Source organism: Pseudomonas sp. MD195_PC81_125, from assembly GCF_014060985.1.
In the GTDB taxonomy this organism is placed as follows: Bacteria; Pseudomonadota; Gammaproteobacteria; order Pseudomonadales; family Pseudomonadaceae; genus Aquipseudomonas; species Aquipseudomonas parakoreensis.
Window position 1 is genome coordinate 1 of sequence record NZ_JABULD010000029.1, and the last position, 20,854, is coordinate 20,854.

At 56.9% G+C, this 20,854-nt stretch carries 15 protein-coding genes, 4 tRNA genes and 4 pseudogenes; 14 read left to right on the top strand and 9 right to left on the bottom strand.

The features are described from left to right. The 7 genes and pseudogenes from HT737_RS01220 to HT737_RS01250 all read right to left on the bottom strand — a co-directional run. A pseudogene (locus tag HT737_RS01220) lies at positions 1 to 285 on the bottom strand (hypothetical protein); the annotation flags it as partial. Positions 286 to 713: 428 nt separating this feature from the next. Next, positions 714 to 1,877, bottom strand: coding sequence for a type III PLP-dependent enzyme (locus HT737_RS01225; protein WP_047291221.1), 1,164 nt, complete (start codon positions 1,875 to 1,877; stop codon positions 714 to 716). 651 nt (positions 1,878 to 2,528) lie between these two features. After that, positions 2,529 to 3,686 carry a betaine/proline/choline family ABC transporter ATP-binding protein gene (locus HT737_RS01230; RefSeq protein WP_047291222.1) on the bottom strand — a complete coding sequence of 386 codons (1,158 nt, stop codon included), beginning with the start codon at positions 3,684 to 3,686 and terminating at the stop codon, positions 2,529 to 2,531. Next, complete coding sequence (locus tag HT737_RS01235; RefSeq protein WP_182401060.1) at positions 3,683 to 4,336, bottom strand: ABC transporter permease; 654 nt, start codon at positions 4,334 to 4,336, stop codon at positions 3,683 to 3,685. The genes HT737_RS01230 and HT737_RS01235 overlap by 4 nt, the downstream gene beginning before the upstream one ends. A 12-nt stretch (positions 4,337 to 4,348) precedes the next feature. Further along, a pseudogene (locus HT737_RS01240) lies at positions 4,349 to 5,243 on the bottom strand (glycine betaine ABC transporter substrate-binding protein). A 21-nt stretch (positions 5,244 to 5,264) separates the two neighbouring features. Continuing rightward, positions 5,265 to 5,955, bottom strand: a pseudogene (locus HT737_RS01245) (ABC transporter permease). A 383-nt stretch (positions 5,956 to 6,338) separates the two neighbouring features. Further along, positions 6,339 to 6,500 (bottom strand): hypothetical protein, encoded by a 162-nt coding sequence (locus HT737_RS01250; RefSeq protein WP_174377378.1) that lies wholly within the window; start codon positions 6,498 to 6,500, stop codon positions 6,339 to 6,341. Positions 6,501 to 6,734: 234 nt separating this feature from the next. Here HT737_RS01250 and HT737_RS01255 point away from each other — a divergent pair, with 234 nt between their 5' ends. The 3 genes from HT737_RS01255 to HT737_RS01265 all read left to right on the top strand — a co-directional run bounded on the left by HT737_RS01255 (position 6,735) and on the right by HT737_RS01265 (position 7,908). Beyond that, a complete protein-coding gene (locus HT737_RS01255; protein WP_182401062.1) occupies positions 6,735 to 7,406 on the top strand; it encodes a peptidase C39 family protein in 672 nt (223 codons plus the stop codon). 89 nt (positions 7,407 to 7,495) lie between these two features. Further along, complete coding sequence (locus HT737_RS01260) at positions 7,496 to 7,702, top strand: DUF6021 family protein (RefSeq protein WP_041074110.1); 207 nt, start codon at positions 7,496 to 7,498, stop codon at positions 7,700 to 7,702. 11 nt (positions 7,703 to 7,713) lie between these two features. Next, a complete protein-coding gene (locus HT737_RS01265; protein WP_123587660.1) occupies positions 7,714 to 7,908 on the top strand; it encodes a hypothetical protein in 195 nt (64 codons plus the stop codon). Between the two features lie 149 nt (positions 7,909 to 8,057). Here the strand turns inward: HT737_RS01265 and pbpG are convergent, their stop codons facing one another. Both pbpG and folD read right to left on the bottom strand, forming a co-directional pair. Further along, positions 8,058 to 8,996: a D-alanyl-D-alanine endopeptidase gene (pbpG, locus tag HT737_RS01270; protein ID WP_041074112.1), complete on the bottom strand. Its 939-nt coding sequence runs from the start codon at positions 8,994 to 8,996 to the stop codon at positions 8,058 to 8,060. A 229-nt stretch (positions 8,997 to 9,225) separates the two neighbouring features. Continuing rightward, on the bottom strand, positions 9,226 to 10,080 hold the full coding sequence (folD, locus tag HT737_RS01275) for a bifunctional methylenetetrahydrofolate dehydrogenase/methenyltetrahydrofolate cyclohydrolase FolD (RefSeq protein ID WP_041074114.1): 855 nt from the start codon (positions 10,078 to 10,080) through the stop codon (positions 9,226 to 9,228). Between the two features lie 275 nt (positions 10,081 to 10,355). On the opposite strand from folD, the gene HT737_RS01280 reads away from it, so the two are divergent. From HT737_RS01280 to HT737_RS01330, 11 genes and pseudogenes are all read left to right on the top strand, one after another. Further along, positions 10,356 to 10,432 (top strand) — tRNA-Arg (locus HT737_RS01280). Between the two features lie 32 nt (positions 10,433 to 10,464). Further along, positions 10,465 to 10,540, top strand: a tRNA-His gene (locus HT737_RS01285). A gap of 57 nt (positions 10,541 to 10,597) precedes the next feature. Next, a tRNA-Leu gene (locus tag HT737_RS01290) sits at positions 10,598 to 10,682 on the top strand. A 76-nt stretch (positions 10,683 to 10,758) separates the two neighbouring features. Next, a tRNA-His gene (locus HT737_RS01295) sits at positions 10,759 to 10,834 on the top strand. A 399-nt stretch (positions 10,835 to 11,233) separates the two neighbouring features. Beyond that, positions 11,234 to 12,544: a trigger factor gene (tig, locus tag HT737_RS01300; RefSeq protein WP_041073914.1), complete on the top strand. Its 1,311-nt coding sequence runs from the start codon at positions 11,234 to 11,236 to the stop codon at positions 12,542 to 12,544. A gap of 92 nt (positions 12,545 to 12,636) precedes the next feature. After that, complete coding sequence (gene clpP, locus HT737_RS01305) at positions 12,637 to 13,272, top strand: ATP-dependent Clp endopeptidase proteolytic subunit ClpP (RefSeq protein WP_007951559.1); 636 nt, start codon at positions 12,637 to 12,639, stop codon at positions 13,270 to 13,272. A 112-nt stretch (positions 13,273 to 13,384) separates the two neighbouring features. Continuing rightward, entirely contained in the window at positions 13,385 to 14,668 is a 1,284-nt protein-coding gene (gene clpX / locus HT737_RS01310; RefSeq protein WP_003223632.1) for an ATP-dependent Clp protease ATP-binding subunit ClpX, read from the top strand. A gap of 164 nt (positions 14,669 to 14,832) precedes the next feature. Next, positions 14,833 to 17,229 (top strand): endopeptidase La, encoded by a 2,397-nt coding sequence (gene lon / locus HT737_RS01315; RefSeq protein WP_003223634.1) that lies wholly within the window; start codon positions 14,833 to 14,835, stop codon positions 17,227 to 17,229. Positions 17,230 to 17,377: 148 nt separating this feature from the next. Next, a complete protein-coding gene (locus tag HT737_RS01320; protein ID WP_008077714.1) occupies positions 17,378 to 17,650 on the top strand; it encodes an HU family DNA-binding protein in 273 nt (90 codons plus the stop codon). Between the two features lie 236 nt (positions 17,651 to 17,886). Next, positions 17,887 to 19,759, top strand: a pseudogene (locus tag HT737_RS01325) (SurA N-terminal domain-containing protein). Between the two features lie 247 nt (positions 19,760 to 20,006). Next, the coding region (locus HT737_RS01330) for a DUF2242 domain-containing protein (RefSeq protein WP_182401064.1) at positions 20,007 to 20,854 on the top strand (848 nt) is incomplete at its 3' end.

Sequence of the window (20,854 nt, forward strand, 5' to 3'; positions counted from 1 at the left end):
AATTTCCTGACCAAAACTTTCCAGGTCCTCCGAAAAGGTCGAGAGACTTCCGGCCACACGCTTCATCGAATACTCGATATCGATCCACGAATTGGCATTGTTGATGATCGTATGATTAAGCTGAACAATGTCAGTAAGTTCCAGGCCGGTAATGCCGGTGTGTTTGGTTTTTAATTGGCGTTCTACATCTTCGATATTGCGTGGCAATGCTTTGGCGGCAGAGATGTAGTTCTTTATTTTTCGAATGTCGTCCTTGGTGATGAGCGGATTTGGACTGGGTTGCACTTTTTAATTCCTTGAGTGGTTGTAAGAGTCTCAAGGTTAATATTGCTTTTGCTTGTGAGTATAGGCATTGAGTGTGACTTCTTGTTGTTTATTATTTGTCGTTTTTTGAAATCTCTTGCATAAGTGGTGGATGAGTTTTGGTTGTTCGGGATGTGTGTATTTTTTAATATTTAACGGCTTGTGGGTATTTGTTTTCGTGAACTAAGTTGAATGGCAGATTATCAATAGGAGCGCTCACAGAGAAATTTGCGATTGCTAAAGGAGGAGGTTGACGACCCTGCAGACGCTGACGACGTTCGTGAAGACAGGGAGGCTGAATTGTCGGCTATTGGCAAAAAGATCCATGCGCAGTTGACCCGTATCGAGTCATGGCTGCGCCAATAAAAAAAGGCCCATGAAAACATGGGCCTTTTTTCAATCGACGTGGGTTACACGTAGAACGATTTCAGCGGCGGGAAGCCATTGAATTCGACGGCGCTGTAACTGGTGGTGTAGGCACCGGTCGACAGCCAGTACAGACGATCACCGATCGCCAGGTTCAGTGGCAGGCCGTATTTGTAGTTCTCGTACATGATGTCGGCGCTGTCGCACGTTGGACCGGCGATCACCACTTCTTCCATCTCGCCTTTCTTCTCGGTCCAGATCGGGAACTTGATCGCTTCGTCCATGGTTTCGATCAGCCCGGAGAACTTGCCCACATCGGTATAGACCCAACGCTCGACGGCGGTGCGCGATTTACGTGCGACCAGTACCACTTCGCTGACCAGAATGCCGGCGTTGGCGATCAGCGAACGGCCCGGTTCCAGAATGATTTCCGGCAGGTCATCACCGAAGTCTTCTTTCAGGAAACGGATGATTTCTTCGGCGTAGGTTTCCAGGCTGTTGGTACGGGTGATGTAGTTGGCCGGGAAGCCACCGCCCATGTTGATCAGCTTCAGGTGGATACCGTCTTCTTCCTTCAGGCGCTCGAAGATCACTTTGACCTTGGCGATCGCCGCGTCCCAGACGCTGATGTCGCGCTGCTGCGAACCGACGTGGAACGAGATGCCGTAAGGCACCAGACCGAGGTCGCGGGCGAGGATCAGCAGGTCCATGGCCATGTCGGTCTGGCAGCCGAACTTGCGCGACAGCGGCCAGTCAGCGGTGGTCGAGCCTTCGGTGAGGATGCGCACATAGACTTTCGAACCCGGCGCGGCTTTGGCGATGTTGCGCAGGTCGGCTTCGGAGTCGGTGGCGTACAGGCGCACGCCCTTCTCGAAGAAGTAGCGGATGTCCTTGGACTTCTTGATAGTGTTGCCGTAGCTGATCTGATCCGGGCTGACGCCACGGCTCAGGACTTTGTCCAGCTCATAGATGGAGGCGATATCAAAGCTCGAGCCTTTCTCTTTGAGCAGGTCGATGATCTCGACAGCCGGGTTGGCCTTGACCGCGTAGTAGACCTTGGCGAATTCGAAACCGGCGCGCAGGTCATCGTAGGCCTGGGCGATCATCGCGGTGTCGATCACCACGAACGGGGTTTCCTGTTTGTCGGCGAACGCCTTCATTTTCTGAAAGGTTTCGCGCGCGAAATAGTCTTCGACCTGGATCGACATGCTGGAGTGCTCCTATGGGCAAACGGGTAAAAACATGGGTGTAAATGAACGTCCTCCGTATCCCCACTTTGGTTCGCCTACTTCCCAAGGCATGTCGCCGAAAGCAAAAAAGGCCACGGGCGTAACTGCCCTTGGCCTTGCTGTCTCGTCGTCAGTACTTGAGCCGGATGGATCGTTTCCAGCATGGACGTTCGGCGCGAACTTTAGGGCGTGAGGGGCCTGAGATCAACTAAAAATGTCGCGTTTTTGCACGCTTCTGACGTACGTCGCGGATATCACTCTTTGTAGCCGACCGAGATGACGGACAGATGTTCCCCACCAATTTTCATGTGTTAAAAATACCTGCACGTTCGCCGCTTTTGTCAGCTAACTCAAGGGCAAGTACGTTAGGCGCAACATCGGCGACGTTGGCGGCGAGAGGTGGGTGTGAGGGGGATTTTGATAAATATGGCGGGTGCTTTAGGAGTGCCAGAGCTCACCTCGGTGTTGATATTCTTTTCCAGTCTTTGAATACACAAAAAAACTGTGGCGAGGGAGCTTGCTCCCGCGGGACTGCGAAGCAGTCCCCGCTTTTTTAAAAGCAGGGCCGCTTCGCGACCCAGCGGGAGCAAGCTCCCTCGCCACAGGGTAGATATTCGACCTTTTAATTGATCAGGCGACCACGGCCTCAGCCGGCGAAACGATATTGGTCTTCATGCCCCGCGAACGTCCCGAGCTCAGGTAAGCCGCAATCGACTCCTGCGTCACCTCGCCAAGGAACACCCGCTCGGCATCCATCACCGGCAGCCACGAACGATTGAACTCGTACATGCGCGACAACAGGATGCGCAGGTGCTCGTCGTACGCTGCAGTGGCGTTGAACTCACGGAGGAATTGCGCGCAGGTGCCGGTCTGGCGATGCAGGTCGCGGCGTCGCACATAACCCAGCGCCTTGTTCTCGGCACAGGTGACCACCACGTAGCGGCGGTCGTGTTCGTCCATCAACTCCAGCGCATCGGCCACCGGGGTTTCCGGACTGACCGACGGGGCGTTGTCCGCCGCGTCTTCCGCCTTCACCAGCAGCAGACGCTTGAGGGTGCTGTCCTGGCCGACGAAGTTGCTGACGAAGTCGTCTGCCGGGTGCGCGAGCAGGGTGTCCGGGTGATCGATCTGCAGCAGCTTGCCGGCGCGGAAGATCGCGATCTTGTCACCGAGTTTGATCGCTTCGTCGATGTCGTGGCTGACCATGATCACGGTCTTGTTCAGCGCGCGTTGCATCTCGAAAAACTCGTTCTGGATCATCTCGCGGTTGATCGGGTCGACCGCGCCGAACGGCTCGTCCATCAGCAACAGTGGCGCATCGGCCGCCAGCGCACGGATCACACCGATGCGCTGTTGCTGACCACCGGACAGTTCACGCGGGTAGCGATGCAGATACTGCTTGGGTTCCAGCTTGATCATGCTCATCAATTCGCGGGCGCGGTCGTGGCATTTCTGTTTGTCCCAGCCGAGCAGTTTCGGCACCACGACGATGTTCTCTTCGATGGTCATGTTCGGGAACAGACCGATCTGCTGGATCACGTAGCCGATGTTGCGGCGCAAGGTCACTTCGTCGAGGTCGGTGGTGTCTTCGCCGTTGATCAGGATCTTGCCCGAAGTCGGTTTGATCAGACGGTTGATCATTTTCAGCGTGGTGCTTTTGCCGCAACCCGATGGCCCGAGGAACACACAGATCTCGCCTTCATTGACGGTCAGGCTCACCGAGTCCACGGCTTTGACATCTTTGCCGTTGCTCTGGAAGGTCTTGCTGAGGTTTTGAAGTTCGATCATTTGAGGAGTCCTTTTGGAGTCAGCGTACGTTGCAGCCACTGCAGGAGAAGGTCGGCGAAGATCGCCAGAAGACTGACCAGCAGCGCGCCGACGATCAGCATCGACATGTCGCTGCGGCTGATGGAGGCGAGGATCAGCACACCGAGGCCTCCGGCGCCGATGGTCGCGGCGATGGTCATCACGCCGATGTTCATTACCACCGCAGTGCGCACGCCGGCGAGAATCACCGGCACCGCAATCGGCAGCTCGACCATGCGCAGGTGCTGGCCGAAGGTCATGCCGATGCCGCGCGCGGCTTCACGAATGCCCGGTTCGACGCCGGTCAGGGCGAGGTAGGTGTTGCGCATGATCGGCAGCAGCGAATAGAGGAACACCGCAGTGATCGCCGGCATCGGCCCCAGGCCCTGGCCGAATTTGGAATAGAACGGCAGCAGCAGGCCGAACAGCGCAATCGACGGCACGGTCAGCAACACTGTGGCGCTGGCTTGCAAGGGAGCTGCGAGTGTCGGGAAGCGCGTCATCAGAATGCCCAGCGGCACGCCGATGAGAATCGCCAATGTCACCGCGATGCCGACCAGGGTGATGTGCTGCCAGGTCAGGTGCATCACCTGCTGCCAGTCGAGGTGGGAAAAGGCGTTCAGAAATTCCATGACTTTTCCTCCTTAGTTGAGTGGATGCTGGCGCAGGAAATCGGCGGCCACTTTCGATGGGCTTTCGTGATCGACGTCGACCCGCGCGTTGAGCTGGCGCATGGTTTCGTCGTCGAACAGTTGCGCCAGCGGCTTGAGTTGCTCGGCCAGTTGCGGGTGCGCGTCGAGGTAGGCCTGGCGCACCACCGGCGCGGCGGTGTAGTCGGGGAAGTAGTGCTTGTCGTCTTCCAGCAGTTTCAGGCCGAACGCATTCAGGCGGCCGTCGGTGGTGTAGACCAGACCGGTAAACACCTGGCCATTGCGCAGCGCGGTGTAGACCAGCCCCGCGTCCATCTGCCGGATGTTCTTGCGGGTCAGGTTCATGTCGTAGAGCTTGACCATGCCGTCCAGACCGTCGGAGCGGTTGGCGAACTCGGTGTCCAGCGCCACCAGGTGATTGGTCCGGGCTTCATCGCGCAGCACCTTGTTCAGGTCGCTGATGGTGTTGATCTGCGGATACTCCTCGGCGACTTTTTTTCGGCAGGGCGAGGGCGTAGGTGTTGCTGAATTTCGACGGGGTCAGCCAGACCAGGCCTTTTTTCGCATCGAGTTCTTTGACCCGGGCGTAGGACTGTTCGCTGTCGAGTTTCTCGGTGACATGGTTGTAGGCCACCAGCGACACGCCGGTGTATTCCCAGAGCATGTCCAGCTGACCGCTTTCATGGGCGCTGCGGGCGAGGTTGCTGCCCAGACCGCCGGTGATCTGCGCGTCGTAGCCTTTGCTGCGCAGGTATTGCGCGGTGATTTCCGCGAGCAGGGTCTGCTCGGTGAACACCCGGGCGCCGAGGCGAATAACCGGTTTGTCGGCGGCTTGGGCCAGTCCTGCAAACAGCAGGAAGCAGCTCAAGATCAAGCTAAATCGTTTCATAACTATTCCTTCGCAAAAGCCTTAAGACGGGCGCAGACCGCGTTCCAGCCAGAGACGGCTGGCGAGGGTGACGACGCCATCGAGCAGCAGGGCCAGCAGCGCGGTACACGCGGCGCCGAGCAGCAGTTGCGGCTGATTGTTCAGGGCAATGCCAGGGAAGATCAGGCTGCCGAGGCTGTTGGCGCCGATCAGGAAGGCCAGCGGCGCGGTGCCGACGTTGATCGCCAGCGCCACGCGCACGCCACCGATGATGATCGGCACGGCGTTAGGCAATTCGACTTTCCACAGCACCTGGCGCGGGGTCATGCCGATGCCGACGGCGGCTTCTTTGAGCGACCCCTGAACGTTTTTTCAGGCCTTCGTAGGTGTTGCGCACAATTGGCAACAGAGAAGCGAGGAACAAAGCGAAGATCGCCGGACCACTGCCGATGCCGAGAATCCCCAGGGCAATCGCCAGTACGGCCAGCGGAGGCACGGTGTTGCCGATATTGAAGATTTGCATGAAGCGTTCAGCGCGGCCGACCATGCTCGGGCGGCTGAGAAAGATACCGGCGGGGATGCCCACGACAAGGGCGGCCAGCATTGAAGCGAGGACGAGAATCAGATGAGCTTGCAGGTAAAACAACAAATCGTCGCGGTAGTGTTCGATCGTGTTGATGCCGATCCAGTGAACCAGCAGGGCCAGGAGCGCGATCACCACCGCACCTCCCATCAGCCCTTTGCCATAGCGGATAGCCACAGGCGGACTCCTTTTTTTTGTAGTCGGCGAGCGCAGCTCCGTGTGGCAAGGCCATTCCTGGCTGCCGAAGTCAGCGTTCGCGAAAAGTAGCCGTTTTTCAGGACCGGCAAAGCGATCTGAAAGCGAGCCATGAGCGCAGCCTCGTCAGGCTAACTTGCTGATTTTTCAGCCCCTGACGAAATGTCGTAACAGGGGATGGACGTCTCCGTGCTTTAAAAGGTTCCCACGTTAGACACTGTTTGGCCACCTGTAGGAGCTGCCGCAGGTGCGATCTTTTGATTTTTGATTTTTGAGAGCAAGATCAAAAGATCGCAGCCCTCGGCAGCTCCTGCAGAGGTTTTATATCAACTGACCTGTCAGTGCGCAGTCGCGTGGCGGTGCTTTTCTGGCTTGTGATTCGGGGTCGAATCGACCGGATGGTGATGGCGTCGCGCAATGCGCAGCACGCCCCACAACATGGCGCTGGCAACGGCCAGCCAGCCGGCTATCAACATTACGATGGTCATGGTCAGGCTCATCAGTGCCTCCTCTTTGCCCTGCATCGGGCACACACTTTTTCAATTCGCTCTGTTTCAGTGACAGTCTAGACAATGGGGTGTTTCAGACTATTGACCAAAGGTCGGTGCTGACCAATCAGTTCGCTCTATGCAATCGATCGGTCTGCGGGTTAAGGCTATACCGCAGCCGTGCGTCGCCCTATGATCGCAGGCGTTGCCGGAACACGATGACCGGCGTCTGATCAGAGAGTGACAATGGTGCAGGTATTGACTCGATTGCGAGGGGCGTTGCTGGTGGCCGGTTGCGCGGCTGTATTGGCGGGGTGTGCGGGCACTGTCGCGTCGCAGGTCAAGCGCCTGCCGGAGCGGGTCGAACTCAGCGGTACATTCTATCGCGGTGAAGCCAATCAGAGTGGTCCGCAGGTGCTGGCCAGCCTGTTGTCGCAGCAAGGCATCATGATCACGCCGGGGCTGTTGGAAAAACCGTTGCATCTGCCGGGGGCACAGGATCAGTTGCAGCAGAATCTGCAGAACCTGGCCCGCGATTACGGCATGGTGGTCTATCCGCTGGACAAGAACCTGCCAGCCTTGTTGACCCAGGTGGCGGCTGGTTATCCGGTAATGGTGCGTTTCAGTGAAGGCTCGGCGTTCTGGGCTGAACCGCGTTACGCCATTCTTTCCGGTTACGACCGCTTGAAACAGAAAGTACTGTTGCGCGCCGGAATGAATCGCCGCGAACTCATGAGTTTCAGTTCCTTCGAGTCGGCGTTCGAAAAGTCGGGCGGTTGGGCCGTGCTGATCCAGAAGCCGTCGCAGATTCCTGCCGAGGTTGATCGTCAGCGCTGGCTGAAGGCCGCCGATGAGTTGGCGCAGGCCGGGCAAGAACGTGAAGCGGAGCAAGCCAAAAAGGCACTGGCTGCACATTAAGCCTCCGTTCGTCATTTGCCGGGCACCCTCACGCCCGGCACGCCTCTTAACGATAGAGCCCGAATGTGCGGGTGAATCAGGAGGCGAGCATGGCAGATTCCCCATCCCCGAAAGGCCCACACTCAAGCGAGCATTCGTCCGGTCATGATCTGGGTTTCGATCCGGATTCCCCGGATCTCGACGACCCGCAGGTTGATCCGGTCGGCCCTGCCAAGGCGCCGAAGGACGTGGAAACCGGCGAAGACAGCAAGCGTCCGGCCAAGCCTTACGATCCGTTGGCTGACCTGAAACCCTAAGTGAGGTGCGTATGAGTACCGATTCCAGCTTTGACGATAAAAAACCGGACAGCGTGCCGACCACGCCTGAGAATGACGTGGATCCCGTGCTGGATCCGGACAGCCCGCTGCGTGATCCATTGGCCCGGCCTAATGTGCTGACGCCAGATCCGAGCGCTGGCGATGGCATTCCGGACGACGACAAAATGCCGTTACCCAATGATTGAATAACGGGTATTAACCACTGGCTGAATAACTCTGTGGCGAGGGAGCTTGCTCCCGCTGGACTGCGCAGCAGGCCTTTTCTTATTAAAAAAGAAGGTCCGCTACGCGCCCCAGCGGGAGCAAGCGCCCTCGCCACAGTTGGTCTTTCCGGTTACTTGGAGGCTTCGACCACGCCGCTTTGGCGCGCCTTGAGGTTCTTTTCGGCCTTGTATTGTTGGGCCACTGCCGGAACGTTGGTGCTGCGTCCGGTTTCCATCCAGCTGCGGATACGGCTGGCATCGGCGAAGTGTGTGTACTTGCCGAATGCATCGAGAATCACCAGGGCAACCGGGCGGTTGCTCATCCGTGTCACCAGCACCAGACAATGACCCGCCGGGTTGGTGAAGCCGGTTTTAGTGATTTTGATGTCCCAGTCGGCCTTGTTCACCAAGTGATCGGTGTTGCGGAAGCCCAAGGTGTAGTTGGGTTTGCGGAACGACACCGTTTTTTCCTTGGTGGTCGTCAGTTCAGTGAGGATCGGGTGCTTGCTCGCGGCCACCAACAGTTTGCTCAGATCGCGGGCGGTGGAAACGTTACGTTCCGACAAGCCGGTCGGTTCGACATAGTGGGTGTTGGTCATGCCCAGTGCCTTGGCCTTGGCATTCATCGCCGCGATGAATGCTGCATAACCGCCCGGGTAGTGATGCGCAAGGCTGGCGGCTGCACGGTTTTCCGAGGACATCAGGGCAATCAGCAACATTTCCCGGCGCGGCAGTTCGCTCTTCAGTTTGACTCTGGAAAACACGCCTTTCATTTCTGGCGTGTGGCTGATGTCGACGTCAATCCATTCGTCCATGTTCTGGTGCGCTTCAACGACCACCAGCCCGGTCATCAGCTTGCTGACCGACGCGATGGGTACGATCACGTCCGGGTTGCTCGAGTAGATGACTTTATTGGTCTGCAAATCCATGAGCAGGGCGCTGCCGGAGGCGATCTTCAGTTGCGAAGCATCGCGTGGCGCAGCAGTGGTTTCAGCGGCGTTGACGGTTGGCGTGACGAATGTGCCTGAAAAAGCAAAAACCAGGCTCAGGATCGAAAGACGAATTTTCACGCGGGCGAACTCATAAAGGTTGGATATTCCGTTAGTTTGTAACGGGTTATTTCTTCAAAGCGTCGCATTCTAGGAGTATGGCTGAAGATCTGTCGATGGTTGTTTGAATGACCTGAAAATCTCGTGAAAAGGCCTGTAAAAAGAGGGGTTTCCGGCGAACGGTTAGTGTTTTTTCTCAGATACAAAAAACCCCGCACAAAGCGGGGTTCTTTTATTGCGGAAAAACCTCTCAGGCGTGCAGGGTTTCTGCCGCGTAGAGGGTGTTTTCCAGCAGGCAGGCTCGGGTCATCGGGCCAACACCGCCCGGCACCGGAGTGATCCAGCCAGCGCGGGGCAGAGCGGTTTCGTACACCACGTCACCGACCAGCTTGCCATCGTCCTGACGGTTGATGCCGACGTCGATCACGATCGCGCCTTCCTTGATCCACTCGCCCTTGACTAGGCCCGGCTTGCCGGCGGCGACCACCACCAGATCGGCGCGACCGACGTGGCCGGCCAGATCCTTGGTAAAGCGGTGGGTGACGGTCACGGTGCAACCGGCCAGCAGCAGTTCCATTGCCATCGGGCGACCGACGATGTTGGAGGCACCCACCACTACCGCGTCCAGGCCATAAAGGTCCACACCCGTGCTTTCCAGCAGGGTCATGATGCCTTTCGGCGTGCACGGACGCAGCAGCGGGATGCGCTGTGCCAGGCGACCGACGTTATAAGGATGGAAGCCATCGACGTCTTTGTCCGGGCGGATGCGCTCCAGCAGTTTGGAGGCGTCCAGATGCTCGGGCAGGGGCAGTTGCAGCAGCACGCCGTCGATGGCCGGGTCGTCGTTGAGGCGATCGATCAGATCGGTCAGCGCTTCTTGAGTGGTGTCGGAGGGCAGGTCGTAGGCTTGAGAGAGGAAGCCTACCTCTTCACAGTCTTTACGCTTGTGCGAGACATAAACCTGAGAGGCAGGATCGCTGCCGACCAGGATCACCGCGAGGCCGGGAGTGCGCAGGCCTTGCTGGCGACGCTCGGCAACTCGTTGGGCGATCTGCTGGCGCAGGCTGGCGGCGATCGATTTGCCGTCGATTAGTTGTGCAGTCATTGCGCGTGATTAACCATCGAGAGGGGAAAAAAAGAGAACGCATTCTCGCATGTCAGACGGTGAGGGCAAAGGCGCTTGGTCAGCAAATTCCCCTAACTCCTTTAATTAAATGAATTTTTTTCAAAAAGGATTTGACGACCTTGGGAGCGCTCTATACTATTCGTCGCACTTGTCGGGCACAGCCTAGCACTGGTTAAGAAGGTTGAGCGGAATTAGCGTTCTGCGAAGCTGGAAAGCATTTAGTTTGTAGTCCTCCAAGAGTACAGATTAATAAGGCGCCCGTAGCTCAGCTGGATAGAGCATCCGCCTTCTAAGCGGATGGTCGCAGGTTCGAGTCCTGCCGGGTGCGCCATTAGGCAGCTTTGGCACAAGTAGCGCGATATGGTGGGCGTAGCTCAGTTGGTAGAGCACGGGATTGTGACTCCCGTTGTCGTGGGTTCGATCCCCATCGTCCACCCCATATTTCGAAAGGCGCCAGATGTAACAGTCTGGCGCCTTTGCTTTAAAAGCTTCATCTGCGGATGTGGTGGAATTGGTAGACACACTGGATTTAGGTTCCAGCGCCGCGAGGCGTAAGAGTTCGAGTCTCTTCATCCGCACCAATTAAAGCTTCATTCTTGCCGCAGGCCTGATGAAGTTCAGCAAAGAAGTTGAATGGCTTTTTTGTGACGCAATATGGTGGGCGTAGCTCAGTTGGTAGAGCACGGGATTGTGACTCCCGTTGTCGTGGGTTCGATCCCCATCGTCCACCCCATATTTCGAAAGGCGCCAGATTTAACAGTCTGGCGCCTTTTTTTGTTTTACGGTTTGTGGTTTATTGCGCCGGGTTTCAGGTCGAAGGGCAGGGCGTTTCGTCGTGTTTACGGGCTTGCAGCCTGCGTGTCGACCACCGGCCATGTTCGCTGGATCGGCCGTCAGGGAGATGGCTCGCAGTCTCTTCTATATATAGAAGCGGTTGAAGCAGAGCCCTGGCGTGATGGTCTTTATTCGTCTTCGGGGTGGAATGCATTGCTGCATTCACACCTATAAATGGCCTGCTGTTTTTTTACCCGTTTTCAGTAGGGTGACTTCTTGAGTTTGACCCACTAGAATGCATGCCCTTGATTCTGGGGTCGGAAACGGCCGGCTAACGTCTGTGCAACGAGGAATATCCATGCAAGTTTCTGTTGAAAATACTACTGCTCTTGAGCGCCGCATGAGCGTCACCGTGCCGGCTGAGCGCATTGAGAGCCAGGTCAACAAGCGTCTGCAGCAGACTGCCCAAAAGGCCAAGATTGCTGGCTTCCGTCCAGGCAAAGTGCCAATGAGCGAAATCAAGCGCCGTTTCGGTGCTGACGCTCGTCAGGAAGCTGTTGGTGATGTCATCCAGTCCTCCTTCTATGAAGCCGTGGTTGAGCAGAAGCTGAACCCTGCCGGTTCGCCTTCGATCGAGCCGAAGTCGCTGGAAGCTGGCAAGGACCTGGAATACGTTGCCGTATTCGAAGTGTTCCCTGAGTTCACTGTTGCCGGTTTCGACGGCATCACTGTCGAGCGCCTGAGCGCTGACGTGGCTGACGCCGATCTGGACAAGATGCTGGACATCCTGCGCAAGCAGAACACCCGTTTTGAAGTGGCCGACCGCGCTGCCCAGAACGAAGACCAGCTGAACATCGATTTCGTTGGCAAGGTTGACGGCGAAGCATTCGCCGGCGGCTCCGCCAAAGGTACTCAGCTGGTGCTGGGTTCCGGTCGCATGATTCCGGGCTTCGAAGAAGGCCTGGTTGGCGCCAAGGCAGGCGAAGAGCGCGTTCTGAACCTGACCTTCCCTGAGGACTATCAGAACCTGGACCTGGCTGGCAAAACCGCCGAGTTCACCGTGACTGTCAACACCGTTTCCGAGCCGAAACTGCCAGAGCTGAACGAAGAATTCTTCGCTCAATTCGGCATCAAGGAAACCGGTCTGGAAGGCTTCCGCACCGAAGTTCGCAAGAACATGGAGCGTGAGCTGCGTCAGGCCATCAAGTCCAAGGTGAAAAATCAGGTAATGGACGGTCTGCTGGCCACCAACCCGATCGAAGTGCCAAAGGCTCTGCTGTCCAACGAAGTTGACCGTCTGCGCGTGCAGGCTGTTCAGCAGTTCGGCGGCAACATCAAGCCTGATCAACTGCCGGCCGAGCTGTTCGAAGAGCAAGCCAAGCGCCGTGTAGTGCTGGGTCTGATCGTGGCTGAAGTGGTCAAGCAGTTCGACCTGAAGCCTGACGAAGCCCGCGTTCGTGAAATGATTCAGGAAATGGCTTCGGCTTACCAGGAACCTGAGCAGGTCGTGTCCTGGTACTACAAGAACGAGCAGCAACTGAACGAAGTCCGTTCGGTTGTGCTGGAAGAACAAGTTGTGGATACTGTTCTGCAGAAAGCTAGCGTGACCGACAAATCGGTCTCTTACGAAGAAGCGGTCAAGCCGGTAGAAGCTCCAAAAGCCGACTGATTGTTTTTGCGTTAGGAAGTACACACATAAGCCAGCCTTCGAGCTGGCTTATGCGTATTCAAGACATAACTATTTGGGAGTGACTGCAGAGCATGTTCCGTAATTCGTATATTCAGCAGAACTCTGATATCCAGGCCGCCGGCGGCCTGGTCCCGATGGTTGTCGAGCAATCTGCTCGTGGCGAGCGCGCCTATGACATCTACTCGCGCCTTCTGAAGGAGCGCGTAATCTTTCTGGTGGGTCCTGTAGAGGACTACATGGCCAACCTGATCTGTGCGCAATTGCTGTTCCTTGAAGCGGAAAACCCGGACAAGGACATCCATCTCTATATCAACTCCCCGGGCGGTTCGGTGACAGCGGGCATGTCGATCTACGACACCATGCAGTTCATCAAGCCAAACGTATCGACGACGTGCATTGGTCAGGCGTGCAGCATGGGTGCATTCCTGCTGACGGCCGGTGCTCCAGGCAAGCGTTTCTGCCTGCCGAACTCGCGTGTGATGATTCACCAGCCGCTGGGCGGTTTCCAGGGTCAGGCCTCGGATATCGAAATCCATGCCAAGGAAATCCTCTTCATCCGCGAGCGTCTGAACACGCTGATGGCCAAGCACAGCGGTCGTACGCTTGAAGAAATCGAGCGCGATACCAACCGCGACAACTTCATGAGTGCAGAAGCTGCGAAGGAATACGGTCTGATCGACGAAGTCATCAACCAGCGTCCTGCGTAAAATAAGCAGCTCAAAATAAGGTGGGTCGGCAGGTCCGACCACCAGCGGGCTTGAAAAAGCCCGCAATAGCCTTCATCTTGTGTTGCAAGCCTATCGGATTTGGATCGAACGAATGACTGACACCCGCAACGGCGAGGACAACGGCAAGCTGCTCTATTGCTCCTTCTGTGGCAAAAGCCAGCATGAAGTACGCAAATTGATTGCCGGCCCCTCGGTCTTTATCTGCGACGAGTGCGTCGACTTGTGCAATGACATCATCCGCGAGGAGGTGCAGGAAGCACAGGCCGAAAGCAGCGCGCATAAATTGCCTTCGCCTAAAGAAATCAGCGGCATCCTTGACCAGTATGTAATCGGTCAGGAGCGTGCGAAAAAGGTTCTGGCCGTAGCGGTGTACAACCACTACAAGCGTCTGAACCAGCGTGACAAGAAGGCTGACGACGTCGAACTCGGCAAGAGCAACATCCTGCTGATCGGCCCGACAGGCTCCGGTAAAACCCTGCTGGCCGAAACACTGGCCCGCTTGCTGAACGTTCCATTCACCATCGCCGACGCCACCACCCTCACCGAGGCTGGCTACGTAGGTGAAGATGTCGAGAACATCATTCAGAAACTGCTGCAAAAGTGCGATTACGACGTGGAAAAGGCCCAGATGGGCATTGTCTACATCGACGAAATCGACAAGATTTCCCGCAAGTCCGACAATCCGTCGATCACCCGCGATGTTTCCGGTGAAGGCGTGCAACAGGCCTTGCTCAAGTTGATCGAAGGCACGGTCGCTTCTGTCCCGCCGCAAGGTGGCCGCAAGCATCCGCAGCAGGAATTCCTGCAGGTCGACACCCGTAACATCCTGTTCATCTGCGGTGGTGCGTTCTCCGGTCTGGAAAAGGTTATTCAAAACCGTTCCACCAAGGGCGGCATCGGGTTCAACGCAGAAGTGCGCAGCAAGGAGGAAGGCAAGAAAGTCGGTGAATCCCTGCGTGAAGTCGAGCCTGACGATCTGGTCAAGTTCGGTCTGATCCCGGAATTCGTCGGTCGTCTGCCGGTACTTGCGACACTGGACGAACTCGACGAGGCTGCGCTGATGCAGATCCTCACCGAGCCGAAAAATGCTCTGACCAAGCAGTATGCCAAGCTGTTCGAGATGGAAGGCGTGGATCTGGAGTTCCGGACCGACGCACTGAAATCGGTTGCCAAGCGAGCTCTGGAGCGTAAAACCGGTGCCCGTGGCCTGCGGTCGATTCTTGAGGGTGTGCTGCTCGACACGATGTACGAAATCCCTTCGCAGTCCGAAGTGAGCAAAGTCGTCATCGATGAAAGCGTGATTGAAGGCAAGTCCAAGCCACTGTATATCTACGAAAACAGTGAGCCGACGGCCAAGGCAGCGCCGGACGCGTAAGCGTCCACACTGCCGGAACAAAGAAGGGGCCTTCGGGCCTCTTTTTTTTTATGGCGTTTTTTACATCCGCTTTGCGCTTGTTTTTTTTTCAAGGCAGCCCCCATCTTGGTTTCAAGCTTAATTCCATCTGATTACGGCCATATGGCCGCCGTAGAGGCGAAATCATGAAGACAACCATCGAATTGCCTCTCCTGCCATTGCGTGATGTCGTGGTTTATCCGCACATGGTTATCCCGCTGTTCGTGGGGCGCGAGAAATCCATCGAAGCCCTCGAGGCCGCGATGACGGGCGACAAGCAGATCCTGCTGCTGGCCCAGAGAAACCCGGCTGACGATGATCCCGGTGAAGACGCTCTCTATCGCGTAGGTACGATTGCAACGGTGCTGCAGCTGCTGAAGCTGCCAGACGGCACCGTCAAGGTTCTGGTCGAAGGTGAGCAGCGCGGCGCTGTAGAGCGCTTCAGCGAAGTCGACGGGCATTGCCGCGCCGAAGTTTCGCTGATCGACGAAGTCGACGCCGCCGAGCGCGAATCCGAAGTGTTCGTGCGCAGCCTGCTGTCGCAGTTCGAACAATATGTGCAGTTGGGCAAGAAAGTCCCGGCTGAAGTCCTGTCGTCGCTCAACAGCATTGATGAGCCTGGCCGCCTGGTTGACACCATGGCTGCGCACATGGCGCTGAAAATCGAGCAGAAGCAGGAAATCCTCGAAATCATCGATTTGTCGGCCCGTGTCGAGCACGTGCTCGCCTTGCTGGATGCCGAGATCGATCTGCTGCAAGTCGAAAAACGCATTCGCGGCCGCGTCAAAAAGCAAATGGAACGCAGCCAGCGCGAGTACTACCTGAATGAGCAGATGAAGGCCATTCAGAAAGAGCTGGGTGACGGTGACGAAGGTCACAACGAAATCGAAGAGCTGAAAAAGCGCATCGATGCGGCCGGCCTGCCGAAGGATGCCCTGGCCAAAGCCACTGCCGAGCTGAACAAGCTCAAGCAGATGTCGCCGATGTCCGCTGAAGCCACCGTGGTGCGCTCCTACATCGACTGGCTGGTGCAGGTGCCGTGGAAGGCGCAGAGCAAGGTACGCCTCGACCTGGCGCGTGCGGAAGACATTCTCGATGCCGATCATTACGGCCTTGAAGAGGTCAAGGAACGCATCCTTGAATACCTCGCCGTGCAAAAACGTGTGAAGAAGATCCGTGGCCCGGTGTTGTGCCTGGTCGGTCCGCCTGGCGTGGGTAAAACCTCGCTGGCAGAGTCGATTGCTCACGCCACCAACCGCAAATTCGTGCGCATGGCCTTGGGTGGCGTGCGTGACGAGGCGGAAATTCGTGGTCACCGTCGAACCTACATCGGTTCGATGCCAGGAAGATTGATTCAAAAGATGACAAAAGTGGGCGTGCGCAACCCGCTGTTCCTGCTCGATGAAATCGACAAGATGGGCAGCGACATGCGCGGCGACCCGGCGTCGGCATTGCTGGAAGTGCTCGATCCGGAGCAGAACCACAACTTCAACGATCACTACCTGGAAGTCGATTACGACCTGTCGGATGTGATGTTCCTGTGCACCTCGAACTCGATGAACATTCCGCCAGCACTGCTGGATCGAATGGAAGTCATTCGTCTGCCGGGTTACACCGAAGACGAAAAGATCAACATCGCCGTCAAGTACCTGTCACCGAAGCAGATCGCCGCCAACGGTCTGAAGAAGGGTGAGCTGGAATTCGACGAGGAAGCGATCCGCGACATCATCCGTTACTACACCCGGGAAGCCGGTGTGCGTGGCCTCGAGCGTCAGATTGCCAAGGTCTGCCGCAAGGCTGTGAAAGAGCATGCGCTGGAAAAACGCTTCTCGGTAAAAGTGACAGCTGATCTGCTGGAGCATTTCCTGGGTGTACGTAAATTCCGCTACGGTCTGGCCGAGCAGCAGGATCAGATCGGACAGGTAACTGGCCTGGCGTGGACGCAGGTAGGCGGCGAATTGCTGACCATCGAAGCGGCTGTGGTTCCGGGCAAAGGTCAACTGATCAAGACCGGTTCGTTGGGTGATGTAATGGTCGAATCGATCACTGCAGCCCTGACCGTTGTGCGCAGCCGTGCGAAGAGCCTGGGCATTCCGCTGGACTTCCATGAGAAGCGCGATACCCACATTCACATGCCGGAAGGCGCGACGCCGAAAGACGGTCCAAGCGCAGGTGTCGGCATGTGCACGGCATTGGTATCGGCATTGACCGGGATTCCGGTGCGCGCCGATGTCGCCATGACTGGCGAAATCACCCTGCGTGGTCAAGTGCTGGCAATCGGTGGTCTGAAGGAAAAACTGCTTGCCGCTCACCGCGGTGGAATCAAGATCGTGATTATTCCGGAAGAGAACGTGCGCGATCTGAAGGAGATTCCTGACAATATCAAGCAGGATCTGCAGATTAAACCGGTTAAATGGATTGACGAGGTCCTGCAAATTGCGCTGCAATACGCGCCGGAGCCCTTGCCGGATGTGGCTCCGGAGATAGTTTCCAAGGACGAAAAACGTGAGTCTGATTCAAAGGAAAGAATTAGCACGCATTAATACGTTTTTGCCTGGGGGGCTTCCTTGACAGCTTTTTAGAGCCCTTGTTATAAAGCGGCTCTTAAGTGTCTGTAGGCCATTCAGCACTCGTTTTTGCTTTCACCAAAAAACTTAGAATCATCTCAAAATAGATATAAGGGGACTTAGAGTGAACAAGTCGGAACTGATTGATGCTATCGCTGCATCCGCTGATATCCCGAAAGCTGCTGCTGGCCGTGCGCTGGACGCTGTTATCGAATCCGTCACTGGCGCTCTGAAGGCCGGCGACTCCGTTGTTCTGGTTGGTTTCGGCACTTTCTCCGTGACTGATCGTCCAGCTCGCGTTGGTCGTAACCCACAGACCGGCAAGACGCTGCAAATCGCGGCTGCTAAAAAGCCAGGTTTCAAAGCCGGTAAAGCACTGAAAGAAGCTGTTAACTAAGTTAGTTTGTTTCAGGTTTTTACCCATCCGGGTCGGGGTCATGCCTGACTTGGCAGCGGAGCGGTAGAGCAGGTCGCTGGAACAGCTGCCTGTAACGCCGGGATCGAGGGTTCGAGCCCTGTCCGCTCCGCCAGTTACGAGAAGGCGCATCCTCGGATGCGCCTTTCTTCTATCCGGATTCTACCCACGCTCCACGGTTGCCAAATTTTTGAAGTTCAACCGTTTCTGGGGGACGCATGCTGCAGAATATCAGGGACAATTCACAAGGCTGGATTGCCAAGACCATTATCGGGGTCATCGTTGCACTGATGGCTCTGACCGGTTTCGACGCTATTTTCAAGGCCACGACGCACACCAACGATGCGGCCAAGGTCAATGGTGAAGAAATCAGCCAGAACGAGCTGAGCCAGGCCGTTGACATGCAACGCCGTCAGCTGATGCAACAGCTGGGCAAGGATTTCGATGCTTCCTTGCTTGACGAAAAAAATGCTCCGCGAATCGGCCCTCAAAGGGCTGATCGATCGCAAGCTGCTGTTGCAAGGCGCAGAACAATCGAAATTCGCTTTCTCCGAAGGTGCACTGGATCAGGTGATCCTGCAGACCCCTGAATTCCAGGTGGACGGCAAGTTCAGCTCCGAGCGCTTTGATCAGGTGATCCGTCAACTGGGCTATACCCGCATGCAATTCCGCCAGATGCTGGCTCAGGAAATGCTGATCGGTCAGTTGCGTGCCGGTGTTGCCGGCAGCGGTTTCGTCACCGACGCTGAAGTGCTGGCATTCGCCCGTCTGGAAAAGCAGACCCGCGATTTCGCTTCGCTGAACGTCAAGGCCGATCCGGCCGCGGTCAAACTGACCGACGATGAGGTCAAGGCTTACTACGACGAGCACGCCAAGGAGTTCATGACCCCCGAGCAGGTGGTTGTCGATTACGTCGAGCTGAAGAAGTCTTCGTTCTTCGACCAGGTTGCGGTCAAGGACGAAGACCTGCAGGCGGCGTATCAGAAAGAGATCGCCAACCTGTCGGAACAGCGCCGCGCCGCGCATATCCTGATCGAAGTCAACGACAAGACCACCGACGCTCAGGCCAAGGCCAAGATCGAAGAAGTCCAGGCGCGTCTGGCCAAGGGCGAGAAATTCGAAGCGCTGGCCAAGGAGTTCTCGCAGGATCCGGGCTCGGCCAACAATGGCGGTGATCTCGGTTTCGCCGGTCCTGGCGTCTATGACCCAGCCTTCGAAAAAGCCCTGTACGCGTTGAACAAGGACCAGGTGTCCGAGCCGGTGCGTACCGACTTCGGTTACCACCTGATCAAGCTGCTGGGTGTTGAAGCGCCAGAAGTTCCGACCCTGGCCAGCCTGAAAGACAAGCTGACCCGCGAGCTGAAGACTCAACAGGTCGAGCAGCGTTTTGTCGAGGCGACCAAGCAACTGGAAGACTCGGCGTTCGAAGCGTCTGACCTGGCCCAGCCAGCGGCAGATCTGAAACTGACTGTGCACACTTCCAAGCCGTTCGGCCGTGAAGGTGGCGAAGGCATTGCGGCCAACCGTGCTGTGGTGAGCGCTGCATTCAGCCAGGAAGTGCTGGAAGAAAACGCCAACAGCACCGGCATCGAGCTGGACCCGGAAACCGTGGTCGTGCTGCGTGCCAAGGAACACCTGAAGCCTGAGCAGTTGCCTCTGGAAGCCGTCAACACGGCGATCCGCGCGCAGTTGACCAAAGAGCATGCCAGTGCTGCGGCCAAGACCAAGGCCGACCAGCTGATCGCCAGTCTGCGCGATGGCAAGACTGCGCTGGACAAGGCTGTCGAGGGTCAGAACTGGAAGGTTGTCACGGCGGCCACTCGTGCTCAGGAAGGGGTTGATCCGACTGTGCTGCAGGCGTTATTCCGTATGCCGAAACCGGCGGCCAAGGGCAAGCCGACGTTCAGCAGCGTGACCTTGCAGGACGGTAGCCTGATGATCGTGCGCCTGGACGGTGTGAATGAAGCAGTAGCGCCGACTGATGAAGAGAAGGCGCAGTACCGTCGCTTCCTTGCTTCGCGTGAAGGTCAGCAGGATTTCGCGGCGTTCCGTAAGCAGTTGGAGAGTCAGGCGGATATCAAGCGCTATTGATGTTTGACTGAGTGGTAACAGGAAAGCCCCGATCTGATGATCGGGGCTTTTTTATGCTTGGGATTTGGCCGGTTCCGTTGCTTCGGGTGTGGCGGCTGGCCGTTTTGCCCTTGCGGCGAGTGGCTGCGACTTTTTCCGGCAAACCATGGTCAATAGGGTTGTAACGGCTTTAAGACACAATCCATGCGCCGCAGGGCCAAGTTCTGTTGCACAATACGCCCCGGACTGTTTTCCCTCAGGATGTTCAATGTTGATTTCAACTCCCATGCGTGTCGTTGGGTTGGCGCTGTTGTTGACCGCTGTTGCTGGCTGTTCGAAGGACAAGCCGATCTATGAGCATGAGAACTTCGATGATTCCGGCACGTTCTCGCGCAATTATCCGGTGGCTGACACCGCGAGCTGCGAAGCGGCCCGTCGTGCGTTGCTCAGCCAGGGCTATATCATCACCAGCAGTGACCCGAAACTGATCAGTGGCCACAAAAGCTTCCAGCAAACCGGTGAAACCCACATGGAGATCAGCTTCAACGTAGTGTGTACCGAAGACGGCAGTTCCAAACACCATGCCACGGTGTTCGCCAATGCCTTGCAGGATCGCTACGCGTTGAAGAAGACCAACAACTCCGCCAGCCTCGGGGTCGGCGTGTTGGGTTCGGTGTCGATGCCGATCGGCTCGTCCGATGATTCGATGGTCAAGGTGGCCAGTGAGACCGTGACGTCGCAGAAGTTCTACGAGCGTTTCTTCACCCTGGTTGAGCTGTTCCTGCCAGCCGATGCGAAGAAAGCCGCGCACATCGAAGAAAAACCCAAGACTGATCTGGGTGTCCCGGAGCCGAAGCCTGCGGCTGTAGCGCCGACAACACCTGCCCCGGCAGTCGAGACAGCGCCAGCGCCACCGCCACCCGGCATTGTCGAGCCAGCCCAGACCATGACGCCGGCCACTCCTGCAGTGACGCCTGCGCCGGCCACGGTTGCACCGACGCCAGCGGGTTCCGAACCCGTGGTGCCGCCTGCGGAATCCGCGCCGATCACCCCGGCACCGAGTGCAGATCCTGCACCGGCTGCCGAAACGATCACGCCGCCGGCCAATCCGACCAA

Bases quoted from the DNA above. Each gene is read 5' to 3' on its own strand.
- HT737_RS01250 (WP_174377378.1), bottom strand. From the start codon at position 6,500: ATGAGCCTGACCATGACCATCGTAATGTTGATAGCCGGCTGGCTGGCC.
- clpX (WP_003223632.1), top strand. From the start codon at position 13,385: ATGACTGACACCCGCAACGGCGAGGACAACGGCAAGCTGCTCTATTGC.
- clpP (WP_007951559.1), top strand. From the start codon at position 12,637: ATGTTCCGTAATTCGTATATTCAGCAGAACTCTGATATCCAGGCCGCC.
- HT737_RS01265 (WP_123587660.1), top strand. From the start codon at position 7,714: ATGAGTACCGATTCCAGCTTTGACGATAAAAAACCGGACAGCGTGCCG.
- tig (WP_041073914.1), top strand. From the start codon at position 11,234: ATGCAAGTTTCTGTTGAAAATACTACTGCTCTTGAGCGCCGCATGAGC.
- HT737_RS01260 (WP_041074110.1), top strand. From the start codon at position 7,496: ATGGCAGATTCCCCATCCCCGAAAGGCCCACACTCAAGCGAGCATTCG.
- HT737_RS01225 (WP_047291221.1), bottom strand. From the start codon at position 1,877: ATGTCGATCCAGGTCGAAGACTATTTCGCGCGCGAAACCTTTCAGAAA.
- HT737_RS01235 (WP_182401060.1), bottom strand. From the start codon at position 4,336: ATGGAATTTCTGAACGCCTTTTCCCACCTCGACTGGCAGCAGGTGATG.
- HT737_RS01230 (WP_047291222.1), bottom strand. From the start codon at position 3,686: ATGATCGAACTTCAAAACCTCAGCAAGACCTTCCAGAGCAACGGCAAA.
- lon (WP_003223634.1), top strand. From the start codon at position 14,833: ATGAAGACAACCATCGAATTGCCTCTCCTGCCATTGCGTGATGTCGTG.
- HT737_RS01255 (WP_182401062.1), top strand. From the start codon at position 6,735: ATGGTGCAGGTATTGACTCGATTGCGAGGGGCGTTGCTGGTGGCCGGT.
- folD (WP_041074114.1), bottom strand. From the start codon at position 10,080: ATGACTGCACAACTAATCGACGGCAAATCGATCGCCGCCAGCCTGCGC.